We start from the raw sequence: 16,534 nt of genomic DNA, 5'->3' as shown, positions 1-16,534 counted from the left end.
TGCCTGGGGACGGCACGGGGGCTGGCGCGCTCACCCCTGCCTCACCCAGCCGGGTGGCAAGCCGCACTGGACCGCCCGGGACACGAGCGAGGCCAGCCGGTGCCCCGGGTGCTCCGCGAGGCACTGCAGCGCGAGGACGTCGGCCCGCGCCCCCTCCCCCTCCCACCACGCGAGCCAGGCGAGCAGGACGAGGGCAGGGGCCGCGCCCCCGCGCGCCGCGTTGGCCGCCGTCTCCCGCAGCACGAACGCGGCGCGGGTGGTGGCCTCGTCCGGCGGTGGTGGACCACCGGGCTCGAACACCGCCCTGAGGGCCCAGGCGGCGGCCTCGTCCCGGTCGAGCCATGGCGGGAGCGGCCCCACCATCGACAGGATGATGGCGTCGCGGACGACGACGTCGGACAGTCCGACGAGCATGCGCCCGAGCTCCGCGGCGGGGAGCTCGTCCGGACCCGTCGCCAGCGCGAGGAGCCGTTCCCACCGCTCGGTCTCGCCCAGCCTCCACGCCACCATCTCGGCCTGTGCCGCACCGGACGCTCGGCCCGCCCCTCGCGATCTCGTGCCCTTGACAACCTCGCCCGCCCCGGCGGCGGCCTCGTCGAGGACGGCGTGCGGCTGCGGGGCGGCGGCGGTGCCGCGCGCCGGCCCGAAGGCGGCGCCCGGTCCCGGTGCCCCACCGCCGCACCGCCTGCGCACCTCCCGGTAGTGGCGCCGGGCAGCACTGGCCGCGCGCACGGCTGCTCGCCGCCGCGGGCCGTCCTTCGACCGCTCGACGGCAAGCTCCTCGCGGTTCTCGACCACAGCGCGCCCGTGGAGGACCATCGCCGCCCCGACCTGGGTGGACTCGAGTTCGCGCAACGGTGCCGCAGCGGGATCGCACTCGACGCCGTCGCCCCAGCACCCGAACCCCTGCGGACCGACGACCCACGGCCCCGGCGGGCCGAACCAGTCACTGACGGTCCGGAGGTTCTGCAGGGCGCGCACGACGAGCGGGTCCCGGGCGAGCTCCTCCCGCGGGTGCTCGCTGTAGACGACGGCGACGCCGTACCGCGCGCCGTCCGCGCGGAGGTGGTCGACGAGGCCGTTCGCGACGTGCCGGCCGACGACGGCGTGCCCGACGTCCACGAGGTCCGCGCGGATGACGAGACCCAGCCGGTTGCGTGGCTGGCGCAGGCTCAGGAGGACGAGGGACTCGCGTGGGCGGAAGCCCAGGCGGTACGGGATGTACGCGAGGAGCTCGCGGGGTTCGCTGATCCTGAAGACCGTCTCTGTGTCCATGCGCTGATCGCACACCCGCGGCACCCCACCGCGGCGCCGGCGGAGAGCACGGTGTGGACGACCACCGGAGCGCCGGCGGTGTGGAGGAAGCAGGCATCTCGCGCCCGATCCGCCTTCCGCGCCCTACGCTTCCGGGATGACGACCACGACGGCCGCCGCGATCCGAGAGCTTGTCTCCACCCGCGTGCCTCAGGCGCTCTCCGAGCACACCGCGCCCTTCGCGGCGCTGGGCGAGACGCTCGACGAGCTTCTCGCTCCCGCCCGGGACCTCCTCGCCGGCGGCAAGCGACTGCGCGCCCAGTTCTGCGCGGCCGGCTGGTCCGCGTTCTCGCCCGAGCCCCCGACCGAGGGATCACCTGTCGTCCTGGCCGGCTGCGCCATCGAGCTCTTCCAGGGCGCCGCCCTCGTCCACGACGACGTCATGGACTCCTCGCTCACGCGCCGCGGCATGCCCGCCGTCCACCGACGCTTCGCCGCCCAGCACGCCGAGGCCCGCTGGGCCGGGGACAGCGACCACCACGGCGAGGCCGGTGCCATCCTCCTCGGCGACCTCCTCCTCGTCGTGTCGTCGATGGAGATGGACCGAGCCCGCGCCCTCGTCAGTCCCTCCTCCGGGCAACGGGCCCGTGCGGTGTGGGACCTCATGACGAGCGAGGTGGCGGTCGGGCAGTACCTCGACGTCCGGGCCCAGGCGCTCCCCTGGGCGCAGGCCGAGGAGAACGCCGTCGAGCGCGCCCTTCAGGTGATCCGCACGAAGTCAGGCCGGTACAGCGTCGAGCACCCGCTCGTCCTCGGGGCGGCGCTCGCCGGGGCGGGAGAGGACGACCTCCGCCGGCTCAGCAGCGTGGGGATGCCGCTGGGCGAGGCGTTCCAGCTGCGCGACGACGTCCTCGGCGTCTTCGGGGACCCCGCCGTCACCGGCAAGCCCGCGGGCGACGACCTGCGTGAGGGCAAGCGCACCGTCCTCCTCGCCCTCGCGCTCGCGCGGACGGGCGCAGCCGGGCGCGACCGGCTACGGGAGAAGGTCGGGCGGGCCGACCTGACGGGCGACGAGGTCGCCGAGCTCCAGGAGATCCTCGTCACGTCGGGGGCCGTGGCGGCGCACGAGGAGCTCATCGCCGGGCGGTGCAGCGCGGGCCTGGCCGCACTCGACGGCGTCGACCTGCCTGAGCCCGTGCGCTCGGAGCTCGTCCGCCTTGCCGACGCGATCACGGCCAGGACCGCCTGACGACGCGCCGCTGCCGCCCGTCGGGAGGTCGCCAGCGGCCTCAGCGGACACCGCTAGCCGGGACCGGGCACGCCGCTCAGAAGGCCAGCGCCTGCGCGATCCGCCGGACGGCGTGGATCTGTCCGGCTCGCAGCGCCTGCACCGGCGGGACGCCGAGGGTGTCGTCCGGGCGCAGGAGCCAGCGGACGGCCTCCTCCTCGGAGTACCCGGAGTCACCGAGCGTGATGAGCGTGCCGCGCAGCGCGGGCAGCGGGCCGGGCTCCTCGGGGTCCTCCTCCTTCGTGCGGATGAACTCCGCCGGGACGGCGTAGGCGTTCGACTCCCCGCGCCGGACGCCCGCCAGCCTGCTCTCGCGGACCATGCTGCGGACGTCGCGCAGCTCCACGCCGATCGCCTCGGCCACCTCGGGCAGGGAGAGCCATCCAGCGGATGTCATGTCGTTGTCGTTCACGCGCCCAGCCTATGAGAGGCGCTACGCCTTTACGCCGTCGGCAGTTTGTCGCTAGGGTCACACGCGATCACATTCGTAACATGGACCCCACGAGTCACATTGGTGCCGTCAGCCCCACCGTCGGTCCACCGTGCGCTCGTCACTTTGGAGGATCGATGACCGAGGCCCGCTCGCGCACCCGCGCGGCGACCAAGGGCGCCGGACGCGCTGGCCTGGGGTTCGCCCTCGCCGCCACGACCGTCGCTGCCATGGCCGTACCGGCCGGTGCGGCAGCGCCCGCCGTCCGGCACTCGACGACCCCGGCGGCCACCGTCGGTGCGACGGCGCTCGCGCTGCCGCGCATCAAGGCGCCGGCGTCCCTGCCGACGGCTCCCGTCGCGATGACCTATCGCGTCCAGGCCGGCGACACCGTCAGCCACATCGCGCTCCGCACGGGGGCGAGCATCCAGGCGATCATCGCCGAGAACCGCCTCGACTCCCGCGCCCTCATCCGGGTCGGGCAGATGCTGCGGATCCCGGTCCCGGGCTCCGCTGCACCGGCACCGAGCACGCCGGCTCCGGCGGCCCGCAGCCACGTCGTCGCCCGCGGCGAGACCGTCTCCGGGCTGGCCAAGCGCTACGGCACGTCGGTCTCGGCCATCGTCTCGGCGAACAGTCTCAACTCGCGCGCCCTCATCCTCGTCGGCCAGCGCCTGAGCATCCCCGGGGCCGCGGCGGCTACTCCGAGCACCCCCGCGGCCCCGGCGCCGGCGGCGCCCGCACCGAGCGCACCGACCACGGGCACGCACACCGTCGCCCGCGGCGAGACCGTCTCCGGGCTGGCCAAGCGCTACGGCACGTCCGTCTCGGCGATCGTCTCGGCGAACAGCCTCAACTCGCGCGCGCTCATCATGGTCGGGCAGCGCCTGACGATCCCCGGGGCATCCGCGCCGTCGGCGCCCAGCGCACCGAGCGCGTCGGCGCCGACCGGCCTCGTCGGTGACACGTTCCTCGGGCGCACCTACCCCCAGCACGTCGTCGGCGCCGCGAACGTCAACAAGGCGACGCTCCTGTCGCTGCCGGTCCCGTCCCGGGACGAGATGCGCGCCCGCGTGGCCAGCACGGCCCGCAGCATGGGCGTCGACCCCGCGCTCGCTCTCGCCGTCGCGCAGACCGAGTCCGGGTTCGACGCGCGCGCCGTCTCCCCGGCCAACGCCATCGGCGTCATGCAGGTCATCCCCAGCTCCGGTGAGTGGGCGTCCGACCTCGTCGGGCGCGACCTCAACCTCCTCGACCCCGACGACAACGTCGTGGCCGGTGTGGCGATCCTGCGCCAGCTCCTCCGCGCCGCGCCGAACCAGGCGACGGCGATCGCGGGGTACTACCAGGGGCTCGCCGGCGTGACGCGCAACGGGATGTACCCGGACACGCGCAACTACGTCGCCAAGATCCAGGCGCTCATGGCGCAGTACCGCTGAGACGCCCTGGCCGGTATGTGACGGCGCCGCGGGACCGGGAGAACACGCCCGGTCCCGCGGCGTCGTCATCGGCGGCCCTGGCGTGCGCGCCCCATAGACTCCGGACCGTGCAGCCCGCCGTCTCGGACCCCATGATCGGCCGTCTCGTCGACGGCCGGTACGAGGTGCACTCGCGGGTGGCGCGCGGCGGCATGGCCACGGTCTACCGGGCCGTCGACCGCCGCCTCGACCGGCCCGTCGCGCTCAAGATCATGCACCCGCACCTCGCCGAGGGTGCGGACTTCGTCGCCCGCTTCCGCCGGGAGGCCCGCGCCGCCGCACGGCTCAGCCACCCCGGGATCGTCGGGATCTTCGACCAGGGCTACGAGGGCGAGACGACGTACCTGACGATGGAGTTCGTCGACGGCCCCAACCTGCGTGCCGTCCTGCGCGAGCGGGGCGCGCTCGCCGTCGGCGAGGCGCTCGACGTCATGGACGGCGTGCTCGACGCCCTCGCGGCGGCGCACCGGGCGGGGCTCGTCCACCGCGACGTCAAGCCCGAGAACGTCCTCATGACGGAAGCGGGACGGCCCAAGGTGGCCGACTTCGGCCTCGCGCGGGCCGTGACCGAGGCGACTGCCGCCTCGACCGGCACCGTCCTCGGCACCGTCGCCTACCTCGCCCCGGAGATCGTCACCTCCGGCATCGCCGACGCGCGCGCCGACGTGTACGCGTGCGGCGTGCTCCTCTACGAGCTCATCACCGGCTCGCAGCCCTTCAGCGGTGACGCGCCCATCCGCGTCGCCTACCAGCACGTCCACTCCGACACCCCGGCGCCCTCCGACGCGGTCCGCTGGCTCCCCGTCGAGGTCGACGAGCTGGTCGGGGCCCTGACCGCCCGCGACCTCGAGGAGCGTCCCGCGGACGCTGGTGCCGCCCTCGAGCTCCTGCGTCGCACCCGCGCGGAGCTCGACGACGTGACCCTCGCCCGCAGCGCCGACGTCGCGCCCGCCGCTCCGTCGCCGGACAGCCCCGCCGACGTCGAGGACGACCCGAACTCCACGCGCGTCGACCTCGTCGGGACGGGGCACGGGACCGTCGCGCTCCCCATCGGCGCGATCTCCCTGCCCGCGCCGGAGGGGGAGCAGGTCGGCCCGGTCAGGCGCCGCCGGCGGCGGCGCACCTTCGCGCTCGTCGTTCTCGCCCTGCTCGCCGCGATCGCCGTCGGCGGGTCGTTCTGGTGGTTCCAGGCCGGACCGGGCGCCTACACGCCCGTCCCCGCGATCGTCGGGCTGGACGAGGACAGCGCGGTCGCGCTCCTCACCGACGCCGACCTCGCCATCGACGTCCAGCGGGAGAACCACGACACCGCCCCGAGCGGCGAGGTCTTCGCGGCGGAGCCCGCCCCCGGGGAGCGAGTCCGTCGCGACGGCACCGTCACCGTGCGCGTCTCCGAGGGCATCCTCATGGTGGAGGTCCCGACCGTCGCCGACCTCAACGAGGACGCCGCCGTCGCTGCGCTCGCCGAGGCCGGCCTCGAGGTCGGTGCCGTCGACGAGCCGTGGAACGACGACGTCCCCGCCGGCACGGTCATGTCCTCCGACCCGGCCGCGGGCCAGGTCGTGCCGCACACGCAGACCATCAACCTCGTCGTCTCCGCGGGTCGCGAGCCCGTCGGGCTCGTCTCCGTCGTCGGGGCCACCACCGAGACGGCTCAGAACGACCTCGACGCCGCGGGGCTCGTCCCCGTGATCGAGGAGGCCTACTCCCCCACCGTCGCGGTGGGCCGCGTCATCAGCCAGACGCCCTCCCCCGGCGACGGCGTCCAGCTCTACCGCGGGGACGAGGTGACGGTCGTCGTCTCCCTCGGCCCGGAACCGGTCGAGATCCCCGACGTCGTCGGCCAGCAGGCGGGTCCCGCCACGGAGCAGCTCGAGGGCGCCGGCTTCGAGGTCGAGATCCGCGAGGTCCTCGGCGGTTTCTTCGGCACGGTGCGCCAGATGTCGCCCGCCGCCGGCGAGACGGCGGTCCCGGGGACGACGATCGTCCTCACCGTCGTCTGAGGGCGGCACAGTCCCGGGTCCGCCCCACCGCCGAGGCTGAGCAGGCGCCGCTACTCCTGGTAGGAGTACCGCTCCTCGCGCCAGGCGTCTCCGCGCAGGTGGTACCCGCGCGACTCCCAGAAGCCCCGCTCCGCCTCCGTGACGTAGTTCCAGCCCCGGACCCACTTGGGGCCTTTCCAGCTGTACAGGTGCGGGACGACGAGCCGCATCGGCCCGCCGCGCTCGTCGGTGAGCTCGGCGCCGTCGTGGTGGGTCGCCAGCACCGCGCGCGGTGAGGAGAGGTCCTCGACGAGCACGTTGGCCGCGTAGCCGTACTCCGCGAAGACGACGACGTCCGTGACGCCGGGGGCGGGCGGGAAGGCCTCGAGGACGGCCCGGGCGGCCACCCCCGACCACCGTTCGTCGAGCGTGCTCCACCGGGTCGAGCAGTGCAGGTCGGCGAGGACGTCGACGTGCGGCAGGGCGAGCACCTCCGCGAAGGTGAGGGCGTGCTCGCGCCCGTCCGCGGTGGCGCCCCCCACCGTGAAGCGCCACCGCTCGGGGCGCCGCCGCGGGACCGGTCCGTAGTGCATGACCGGCGCCTCGGGCAGGAGGTGCTGACCGGGGGGCAGGCTGCGCTCCGGCGGCACCTCGATGCCGCCGGGCCCGGTCGGCAGGGAGGTCATGCTCAGCGGCTCCGGAGCATCTCCGAGACCGCGAAGGCCATCTCCAGGGACTGCTGGTGGTTGAGCCGGGGGTCGACGAGCGTCTCGTACCGGCGGCTCAGCGCCCCCTCGTCGATCTCCTCGCTGCCGCCGAGGACCTCGGTGACGTCGTCGCCGGTGAGCTCGACGTGGAGCCCGCCGGGCACGGTGCCCGCAGCGGTGTGGGACTCGAAGAAGCCGGCGACCTCGTCGAGGATCGTGGCGAACTGGCGCGTCTTGTACCCGCTCGGCGAGGCGAAGGTGTTGCCGTGCATGGGGTCGCACACCCACGTCACCGGCCCGCCCTCGGCGCTGACGCGCTCGAGGAGCGAGGGCAGGACGTCGCGGATCTTGTTCGCGCCCATCCGCGTGATGAACGTGAGCCGGCCGGGCTCGCCGGCGGGGTTGAGCTTGTCCATGAGGGCCAGCGCCGTGTCCGCCGTCGTCGTCGGGCCGAGCTTGACCCCGATGGGGTTGCGAACCCGGGAGAGGAGGTCGACGTGCGCACCGTCGATGTCGCGGGTGCGCTCACCGATCCACAGGAAGTGGGCGGACGTGTTGTAGGGGTCGCCGGTGCGCGAGTCGATCCGCGTCATGGCCCGTTCGTAGTCGAGGAGCAGCGCCTCGTGGCTGGAGTAGAAGTCGACGGTGCGCAGGGCGTCGAAGTCCGCGCCGGCGGCGGCCATGAACCGGATGGCGCGGTCGATCTCGTTCGCCATGGCGTCGTAGCGCTTGTAGGCCGGGTTCGCCATGAAGCCGCGGTTCCACTCGTGGACGCGGCGCAGGTCGGCGAACCCGCCGCCGCTGAAGGCGCGGATGAGGTTGAGGGTCGTCGCCGAGGAGTGGTAGGCCCGCATGAGGCGCCGCGGGTCCGGGATCCGGCTCTCGGGGGTGAAGGCGTGGCCGTTGACGGCGTCGCCGCGGTAGGCGGGCAGCGTCACGCCCGCGCGCTCCTCGAGGTCGTTGCTGCGGGGCTTGGCGTACTGCCCCGCCATCCGGCCCATCTTGATGATGGGCAGGCTTGCGCCGTACGTGAGGACGACCGCCATCTGCAGGATGGTGCGGATCTTGTTCCGGATGTTGTCCGCCGTCGACTCCGCGAAGGTCTCCGCGCAGTCGCCGCCCTGAAGCAGGAACGCCTCGCCACGGGCGGCGCGGGCCAGCTGCTCACGCAGGTGGTCGGCCTCCCCGGCGAAGACGAGCGGCGGCGCGACGGCGAGCTCCGCCGTCACCTGCCGGAGCTCGGTGGGGTCGGGCCAGGCGGGCTGCTGGGTGGCGTCGAGCGCACGCCACCGCTCTAGACCGGCGAGGACCTCGGGATCTGCCTGAACGCTCACATCGGAAGGATACGGGAGCGCGACGGGCCCCCTTCCCACCGGTCCAGCCGGTGGGAAGGGGGCCCGTCGATGAACGGCGTGCCCGTGCGGCGCGCGGACCGCGGGGACGCGGCCCTACGCGCTGGGGCCCGTCTGCGCCCGGCGTCGCGCGACGCCGACTCCGGCCAGGCCGGCGAGGAGCAGAGCGAGGGCGCCGCCCACGTAGGGTCCGGCGCCGCCGGCGCCTGTGCTCGGCAGGTCCCCGCCGGGACCGCTCGTCGGGGCGGGGGCCCCGGTCGGCGCTGGGACCGGGTTGGTCGGAGCACCGGTCGGGCCGTCCGTCGGCTCCTGCGTCGGCTCGCCCGTCGGCTCCTGCGTCGGCGCAGGCGTCGGGTGCTCCGTCGGCTCCTCGGTCGGCGCCGGGGCGGGCTCCGCGACGTCGACGGTGATCTCCGCCGCCGTCGCCCAGGCGCGGCCCTCGACCTCGGAGAGCGCGACGAGCCGGACGTAACGCGCCGTGCTCACCTGGAACGGCACCCAGCGCGCCTCGAGCCCGGCGCCGAAGCTCCCGCCGGCGACGGGCTCGCCCCAGCTCTCGCCGTCGCGGCTGAGGTACACCTCGAACTCGTCGATCTGGCCGTTGCTGGCGTCCGTACGCGGCTGGTAGGTGAGCGCGCACAGGTCCGTGACCTCGCCGAGGTCGAGGTCGATCGTGTGCGGGTGGGTGGGCTCGGAGGCCGACCACGCGGTGTGCCAGAACGTCGTCGGGTCGCCGTCGATGGCGTTGACCGCCCCGGCGTCCTCGCCCTCGGTCTCCTCGCTGCTCACCCCGTGGACCCCGACGGGGCTCGTGCCGGTGCGCGCGCACGACGCCTGGAGCGGGACCTCGACCGTCGTCGTCACGGGGGCCTCGCCCGCCTCCCAGTCGACGGTCGCGGTGACGACGACGGCGCGGGCCGCCGGCGCGCCGGGCCAGGTGACGTCGACGGTCGTCGTCGTCGACTCGCCCACCGCGAGGTCGCCGATGGCGACCTCGACCGGGACGACGGTCGCACCGTCGGACACGGCGAGCGTCACCGTGAAGCCGGTGCCGCCGGTGGCGAAACGGTTGGCGACGGTGACCGGCACACGGGCGGCGCCGTCGGCGTCGATGAGGACGCGCTGCGGCGCCGTGACGCTCACGTCCTCGCTGCCGAGCTCGAGCAGGTCCGCGACGAGCACGTCGAGGACCCCGTCGCCGACCTTGACGCGGCTGCTCGCGGGCCAGCGGTTGCGCAGCGGGTCCACGCGGACGTCCGCGGCGGCGCTCGCGCTGGCCTCGGCGGCCGCGGCGAGCTCGTCCGCCCCGGCGGCGTCCCCGGCCATGCGGGCCTCGATCGAGGCGATGGCCTGCGTGAGCGCGTCGCCCCACAGCTCGGCGGCGTCGAGCCAGTTGTCGGCGTCCGTGACGAACCCGGCGTCGGCGGAGGCACGGATGACCCCGGGTGCCGCGGCGAGCTCGTCGGCGTAGGCCGCCAGGGCGACGAGGGCGTCGCCACCCTGCCCGGCGTCCCAGCCGGCCCAGAACTCGCGAGCCACGGCGGCCAGGGCGGGAGCCTGCGGCTGCCACGGCTGCGACCCGAACGTGGGCGCGAGCCGGTTGAGGTCCGCGAAGACCTCGAGCGAGGCGGCGAGCCGGGCGTCGTGCCCCGCGAGGAGCGCGATGACGTTGCGCCAGGAGGTCTCGGCGTCGAACGCCGTGTCGTTCCAGGCGAAGTCCGCGACGCTCGCGACGACGAGGTCCGAGGCGTGCGGCTGGTTCATGGGGTTGGAGACGATGCCCGTCAGGTGCTCCGACAGCCCGTTGTCGCGGTAGGCGTACGGCCCGAGGAGGAGACGGCCCGCGGTGTCACCGAAGTCGTTGACCGGGTAGTTGTCCCAGAGGAAGGCGTTGCGGCCGTACAGCTCGGCGAACGTCTGCGCGTCGGCGTTCGTGATGGAGCGCGGCACGACGTCGGTGCCGGTCCACTGGATGACGACGGCGGGGTCGAGCGTCTCGCGGATGACGTCCTTGTACGCGGTGGCCGCGAGGTCGCCGTACTCGGTGGGGACCATCTGCAGCGGGCGTACGCCCTCACGCTCGGCCACCCAGGTCTGCTGCACGTCGTTGAGGAGGTCGACCTGGGCCGCCGCCGCGGTCGCCCGGCCGGCGGCGCCGTACGTCTCCTCGTCGCCCGCGCAGTTCCAGCTCGTGTACGCGATGTCGTCGAGCGCGACGTAGAACGAGCGCCCGCCGAGGTCGTAGATGGAGTCGAGCTTGGCCTTGAGGTCCGCCCGGTGCTCGGGGTCGGAGTAGCAGATGGAGACGCCGGGCGAGACGGCGAACGTCAGCTGGACGTGGTTGGCGTCCGCGCGTGCGACGAGCTCGCCGAGCTCGGCGAGCTCCTCCGCGGGGTACGGCTCGCGCCACTGGTCGCGGTGGTACGGGTCGTCCTTGGGCGCGTAGATGTAGGTGTTCGCCTTGACGGACCCGAGGAAGTCGAGGTGGTCGAGGCGCTCGGCGTGGGTCCACGGCTCGCCGTAGAAGCCCTCGATCGTGCCGCGCAGCGACATCGCCGGGTGGTCCTCGATCGTCGCGACGGCGAGGTGGGCGGCGTCGTCGACCGTGCCGGCCAGCTGGGCGAGGGTCTGGACGCCGTAGAACTGGCCGGCACCGTCCCGTCCGCCGACGGCGGCGCCGTCCTCGCGCACGGCGAGGGCGTAGGACTCGTCGCCCTGGGGGACGTCGGCCGCGCCGAGCGCGCCCACGAGCGCCGCGTCGTCCGCACCGGCGAGGACGACGGCGAAACCGGAGGCCTCCTCGCCCGGCTCGAGCACGTCGACGTCGGTGACGCCGTTCACGCCGAGCACCTCGACGAGCGCGCCGAGCGCGGCCGGGTCGGTGCTGGGGCCCGTGACGACCTCGACGGCCGTGGGCAGGGCGACCGACTCCCCGGTGTAGGAGGCCTGCGCCGGCGTCGGCACGACCTCCGGTGCGGGCAGGGCGGCGGCCGCCGGGACTGGCGACGGCAGTGCGACGGCGCCGGCGCCGGCCAGCGCCAGGCTCACCCCCGCGGCGAGGACTGACCTCTTCATGAACAGCGTTCCTTCCGGTCTGCAAGCAGGTCGCAGGCGCCGGAGGCGGCTGCGGCTCTCGCTCGCAGTCTGTGCGGTGCCGTTCCCGCGGTCAAAATCCGGTGGCCCCGGGGACGGGGCTCTAGACGAACGTCGACGGACCGGGCGCCTGGGGAGACGGCCGGGATCAGCCCGAAGACGCCTCGCTCAGGGAGAAGGAGCTCGCGTGGCCGTCCGGGCGCGACCTCCTCGCGTGGTCGTCCCGGGCGCGACCTCCTCGCGTGGTCGTCCCGGGCGCGACCTCCTCGCGTGGTCGTCCCGGGCGCGACCTCCTTGCGTGGTCGTCCGGGCGCGACCTCCGGGGCGGGCCGCCAGGCGGGGCGTTCAGGGGCGCCTGTGTCGTGCCGAGGGCCTGTCGTGCAGGTCGGCGCGGCCTGCGGGGCGAGAACGGGCGAGGGCCCGGGGTGCGTACCCCGGGCCCTCGCCCGTGCGGACCACTCAGCGAGTGGTCAGTGCGCGGCAGGCTCCGCCGCGACGACCGGCTGGCCGATCTTGCCCATGAGGTCGCCGAACCACTCCTGGCTGATGTCGAACGACTTGCCACCGGCGATGCGCGGGAACTCGACGGCGCGCAGCTCGTCGCCGTTCTCCTCGTCGTGGCCGATGACGCCGGAGACGTCCGCGAGGGCCGAGGACACGGCGAGGTCCGTCATCGACTTGATGAGGGCGAGGTCCTCGTCGTTCGGCGCGGCCGAGCGGGAGAAGTACCCGCTCTTCTGGACCATGACCTTCTCGGCGCCGATGAGCTCGGCGAACTGCTTGGCGAACCACTGGCCCGGGTTGATCGTGTCGAGCTTGACGTGGCCGAACGGGTCACGCTGGACCTCCTCGCCCTTGGCCTCGAGCTCGGCCACGATCTCCGGCACGCCGGCCCCCTCGGAGAGGAAGATGTTGACGTTGCCGATCTCATCCATGACGGCGCGCAGGCGGCCGGCCTCGCCCTCGAGGTCGAGCGCCAGCTCGGGCAGGAAGACGGCGTGGATGTCCCACCGCTCCTTCGTCAGGCCGATGCTCGGGGCCCACTCCTGCGTCTCGAGCCACTCGCGGTACTTCGCCGCGGCGGCCGCCGTCAGCCACCCGCAGTGCCGGCCCATGACCTCGTGGACGATGAGCATGCGCGGGTTTGAGCGGTGCTCACCGATGATGTTCTGGGCGAACTCGCTCGCCTGCTCGGCGGCCGTGAGGGCGCCGAGCGACTGCCGGATCGGCACGATGTCGTTGTCGATCGTCTTCGGCAGGCCCACGACGGTCATGTGGTAGCCGTTGGCCTCGAGGTAGGCGGCGAGGTCCGCCGCCGTCGTGTTCGTGTCGTCGCCCCCGATCGTGTGGAGGACGTCGACGCCGTCGGCCCGGAGCTGCTCCGCCGCGACCTTGAGCGGGTCGTCGCCTTCCTTGACCAGGCCGCGCTCGACGAGGTTCTTCGCGTTCGTCAGCTTGACGCGGCTGTTGCCGATGGGGCTGCCGCCGAAGCGGTGGAGGACGCCGGCCTTGGCCCGTGCCTCGTCGTCGACGACGACCTTCGTGCCGGTGAGCAGGCCGTGGTAGCCGTACTGGTAGGCGATGATCTCGACGTCGGGAGCGACCTCGGTGTACCGCTCGATGAGTCCGCCGACGGCGGAGGAGAGGCAGGGGGCGAAACCGCCAGCGGTGAGCAGGGCGACACGACGGACCGACATCGGCAACCTTTCGTTGAGGGAGGGGCCACCGGTGGGTGGCCGCGGGTACGCAGGCGCCTCGGCACCCGGCGCAAGTCTAGTGACGGCGCCCCGGGGCGTCGCCGGGGCCGTCGGGCCCGTCAGTGCCGCGCGTCGGCGCGGTCGGCGTGGCGCCGCCCTCGGGGCCGGCGGCGGGCCCGGTCGCCGGGCCGGGTGCCGGGCCGGCGGCGCTCTCGCTCGTCCCGGCGACGCCGTCGGCGTTGCCCGGCTCGCCCTCGACGCCGGCGCGAGCCGCGGCGGCCTCGAGGAGCTCCTTGCCGGCGGCGAGCTCGGCGTCCGTGGGGACGGGGGCGACGACACCGGGCGTGGGCCGGCCGCCGGGAGCGACGCGCCCCGCAGGCGCGGGCCGGGCGGGGGTGGGTCCGTCCTTCTTCGCCGCCAGGCGGGCCTTCATCGTCGCGGCGTAGGTGTCGACGTACTCCTGGCCGGACAGCCGCATGATCTCGTACATGATCTCGTCGGTGATGGACCGCAGGACGAACCGGTCGTTCTCCAGCCCGGCGTACCGGCTGAAGTCGAGCGGCTCGCCGATGACGATGCCGATGCGGTGCAGGCTCGGGATCCGCTTGCCGATCGGTTGCGCGATGTCGGTGCCGACCATCGCGACGGGGATGACGGGGGCGCCGGACTCGAGCGCGAGCCGCGCGACGCCGGTCTTGCCGCGGTAGAGCCGGCCGTCGGGGCTGCGAGTGCCCTCGGGGTAGATCCCGAAGAGTCCCCCCTCGGACAGTCGCCGCACGCCCGTGGCGAGGGCGGCCTCGCTGGCCCGGCCCCCGGTGCGGTCGACGGGGATCGTCCCGACGCCACGCATGAACGAGGCGACGACCTTGCCCTTGACGCCCCGACCGGTGAAGTAGTCCTGCTTGCCGAGGAAGACGATGCTGCGCGGCAGCATGAGCGGGAGGAAGAAGGAGTCGATGACGGCGAGGTGGTTGCTCGCGAGGATCGCGGGGCCGGACTCCGGCACGTTCTCCGCGCCGCGGACCCACGGCTGGTAGAAGACGCGGAGGACCGAGCCCAGGGTCGCCTTCATGAACCCGTAGAACACGCAGTCACCTCCGCCGTCTCGCCCGCACCCGGGCGTCCGGCTGCACCGAGCACTCTAGAGTGCTCGGCATGGCAGGACCTACCCGCGACGGCGGTACCGACGGCGGAGCAGCCGAGGACCCCCGCGAGGACGACATCGCCGCCCAGTGGGCGGACCTCACCGCACGGCTCGGCGAGCTGCACCTGCCGCCCGCGCCGGGCGAGGAGGACGACCCCCCGGCCGTTCCCGCGGCGTACACCCCGCCCGTCCCCGGCCCGCGTGACTTCTCGCCGCGCGAGCCGGGCCCGGACGACGAGGACGACGACGACCCCGGGCGCGATCTCGTCGACGGGTTCCAGCAGCCGGACCCTGAGCCCCTCAGCGGCGCGCACCCCGTCGTCGCGCTCGGATGGTCGGCGGTCGCGGCGTCGATCGTCGTCATGGTGCTGTGCGCCGTCGTCTGGCGCAGCGCCCCGGGCCTCGTGTGGGTCGTCTCGGGCGCCGCGCTCCTCGGCGGCTCGGCGCTCCTCCTGTGGCAGATGCCCGCCGGCCGCGACGCCGACGACTACGACGACGGCGCGGTCGTCTGACCGTAGGCACTCCCCGCGGCCCGGTCGTGCCCTGGAGCGGGTCCTGGCCGCGCGCCGTGGGCCTCGTCCCGCTCCCGGTCCCGCTCTTGGTCCCGCTCACCGGGAACGCTCCGCGATGTCCGCGCAGCGCTCAGCAGCCGCGCGTTACGTGCTCGCAGCGGCTCAGCGGCCGGCGTGGCGCGCGCGCAACCGCGCTCAGCGACCCGGCGACGCCAGGAAGACACCGTGCGCGGCGCACGCCGCGGGCACACCCACCCCACCGACCTCGGAGGGCCCGGACCCCGAGGTGCCGGCCCCGGGCTCGTGGACGTAGCCGCCCCCGACCTCCACGTCGTCGCCCACCGTGAAGGTCCCCTCCCCGGGGATGCTGATCGTCACCGGGTCCTCGTTCACCACCTGCGTGCCCTCCGGCCAGACGACGACGGAGCCGCCTGCTCCCAGGCACCCGCCGACGACCTCGAGCCGCCCTACGAGGAGTGCGTCCATGCCGTAGCCCAGCGGCTCCGACACGAGGACGGTGACGTCGCCGGCCTCGACGACCGCTCCCCCGTCGCAACCCGCGACCAGGCCCATGACGGCGCCCGCCACGACGGTCGCCGTGACGCGTGAGCGGACGAGGGGGCGCACGGGTCAGTGACGGGCGAGGTCAGCGGCGCCGACGATGCCGGCCTCGTTCCCCAGCCGCGCGATCTCGATCTGCGCCTCGGGGCGGAACCCGCGCGCCGACAGCTGCGCGAGGAAGGCGCGACGCGCCGGCTCGAGGAGCATCTCTCCGGCGTCGGCCACACCCCCGCCGATGACGACGATCTCCGGGTCGAGGACGGCGGCGAGGTCGGCGATGCCCGCACCGATCCACCTGCCGAGGTCCGCGACGAGCTCGAGGGCGAGCTCGTCGCCCTCCTGGGCGGCGGCAGTCACGTGCTGGCCGCGGACCTTGGTCCCCGACGCCGCGGCGAGGGCGCGCAGCCGCTCAGCCCGGTCGCCGTCCGTGACGAGTGCCATCCGGGCGGCTCGGGTGAGGGCTCTCCCCGAGGCGTACATCTCCCAGCAGCCCTCGTGCCCGCAGCCGCAGTAGTGCCCGTCCGGCACCACGCGCATGTGCCCGATCTCCCCCGCCGCGCCGAAGGCGCCGCGGACGAGCAGGTCGTCGATGACGATCGCCCCGCCGAGGCCGGTGCCGACGGTGAGCATGACCATCGAGTGCGCGTCGCGTGCGGCGCCGAACCGGAACTCGGCCCAGCCCGCGGCGTTGGCGTCGTTCTCGATGACGATGGGCAGGTCGATCGCTCGCGCCAGCCGCTCGCGCAGGGGGTAGTCGCGCCACGCGATGTTGGGCGCGAAGACGACGCCGTCCCGGCGGGGGCTGATGAACCCGGCCGCGGCGACACCGACGCCCCCCACCCGCGCGTGCGCGGTCAGCTCGGCGACGGCCGCGATGACGGCGTTCTCGATGGCCGCGGGATCGTCAGGGTTCGTCTCCCGCCGGGTCTGCGCGAGCAGCGTGCCCTCGTCGTCGACGATCCCCGCCGCGATCTTCGTCCCCCCGATGTCTACCCCGATCGTCTCCATCGACACTCCCGCTCTCGTGTGCTTCGTC

The 16,534-nt window shown here is 74.3% G+C and carries 12 protein-coding genes and 1 pseudogene; 4 read left to right on the top strand and 9 right to left on the bottom strand.

Annotation, left to right across the window (positions count from 1 at the left end):
* Positions 1-30 precede the first annotated feature (30 nt).
* Positions 31-1,275 (bottom strand): DUF4192 domain-containing protein, encoded by a 1,245-nt coding sequence (locus V2J63_RS06060; RefSeq protein WP_331230107.1) that lies wholly within the window; start codon positions 1,273-1,275, stop codon positions 31-33.
* 136 nt (positions 1,276-1,411) lie between these two features.
* Between V2J63_RS06060 and V2J63_RS06055 the strand changes: the two genes are divergently transcribed.
* Positions 1,412-2,503 (top strand): polyprenyl synthetase family protein, encoded by a 1,092-nt coding sequence (locus tag V2J63_RS06055; protein WP_331230106.1) that lies wholly within the window; start codon positions 1,412-1,414, stop codon positions 2,501-2,503.
* Positions 2,504-2,579: 76 nt separating this feature from the next.
* Here the strand turns inward: V2J63_RS06055 and V2J63_RS06050 are convergent, their stop codons facing one another.
* Positions 2,580-2,954, bottom strand: a complete 375-nt coding sequence (locus tag V2J63_RS06050; RefSeq protein ID WP_331230105.1) for an Rv2175c family DNA-binding protein — start codon at positions 2,952-2,954, stop codon at positions 2,580-2,582.
* A 155-nt stretch (positions 2,955-3,109) separates the two neighbouring features.
* Between V2J63_RS06050 and V2J63_RS06045 the strand changes: the two genes are divergently transcribed.
* Both V2J63_RS06045 and pknB read left to right on the top strand, forming a co-directional pair.
* Positions 3,110-4,411 carry a lytic transglycosylase gene (locus V2J63_RS06045; protein ID WP_331230104.1) on the top strand — a complete coding sequence of 434 codons (1,302 nt, stop codon included), beginning with the start codon at positions 3,110-3,112 and terminating at the stop codon, positions 4,409-4,411.
* Positions 4,412-4,518: 107 nt separating this feature from the next.
* Entirely contained in the window at positions 4,519-6,453 is a 1,935-nt protein-coding gene (pknB, locus tag V2J63_RS06040; RefSeq protein ID WP_331230103.1) for a Stk1 family PASTA domain-containing Ser/Thr kinase, read from the top strand.
* 50 nt (positions 6,454-6,503) lie between these two features.
* Here pknB and V2J63_RS06035 read toward each other — a convergent pair whose 3' ends face one another.
* The 5 genes and pseudogenes from V2J63_RS06035 to V2J63_RS06015 all read right to left on the bottom strand — a co-directional run.
* Complete coding sequence (locus tag V2J63_RS06035) at positions 6,504-7,118, bottom strand: molybdopterin-dependent oxidoreductase (RefSeq protein ID WP_331230102.1); 615 nt, start codon at positions 7,116-7,118, stop codon at positions 6,504-6,506.
* 2 nt (positions 7,119-7,120) lie between these two features.
* Positions 7,121-8,473 (bottom strand): class II 3-deoxy-7-phosphoheptulonate synthase, encoded by a 1,353-nt coding sequence (locus V2J63_RS06030; protein ID WP_331230101.1) that lies wholly within the window; start codon positions 8,471-8,473, stop codon positions 7,121-7,123.
* A 114-nt stretch (positions 8,474-8,587) separates the two neighbouring features.
* Complete coding sequence (locus V2J63_RS06025; protein ID WP_331230100.1) at positions 8,588-11,566, bottom strand: beta-N-acetylglucosaminidase domain-containing protein; 2,979 nt, start codon at positions 11,564-11,566, stop codon at positions 8,588-8,590.
* A 488-nt stretch (positions 11,567-12,054) separates the two neighbouring features.
* Positions 12,055-13,281, bottom strand: a complete 1,227-nt coding sequence (locus V2J63_RS06020) for a pyrophosphate--fructose-6-phosphate 1-phosphotransferase (RefSeq protein ID WP_331230099.1) — start codon at positions 13,279-13,281, stop codon at positions 12,055-12,057.
* Between the two features lie 307 nt (positions 13,282-13,588).
* A pseudogene (locus V2J63_RS06015) lies at positions 13,589-14,353 on the bottom strand (lysophospholipid acyltransferase family protein); the annotation flags it as partial.
* An 83-nt stretch (positions 14,354-14,436) separates the two neighbouring features.
* On the opposite strand from V2J63_RS06015, the gene V2J63_RS06010 reads away from it, so the two are divergent.
* Positions 14,437-14,937: a hypothetical protein gene (locus tag V2J63_RS06010; protein ID WP_331230098.1), complete on the top strand. Its 501-nt coding sequence runs from the start codon at positions 14,437-14,439 to the stop codon at positions 14,935-14,937.
* A gap of 195 nt (positions 14,938-15,132) precedes the next feature.
* On the opposite strand, the gene V2J63_RS06005 is transcribed toward V2J63_RS06010, so the two are convergent.
* On the bottom strand, positions 15,133-15,564 hold the full coding sequence (locus V2J63_RS06005; protein WP_331230097.1) for a hypothetical protein: 432 nt from the start codon (positions 15,562-15,564) through the stop codon (positions 15,133-15,135).
* A gap of 3 nt (positions 15,565-15,567) precedes the next feature.
* Positions 15,568-16,506, bottom strand: a complete 939-nt coding sequence (locus V2J63_RS06000) for an ROK family glucokinase (protein WP_331230142.1) — start codon at positions 16,504-16,506, stop codon at positions 15,568-15,570.
* Positions 16,507-16,534: the final 28 nt, after the last annotated feature.

The sequence above is a fragment of the Georgenia wangjunii genome (assembly GCF_036421975.1).
GTDB classification, from domain to species: Bacteria; Actinomycetota; Actinomycetes; order Actinomycetales; family Actinomycetaceae; genus Georgenia_A; species Georgenia_A wangjunii.
This window is presented reverse-complemented; position numbering and strand designations above follow the sequence as displayed.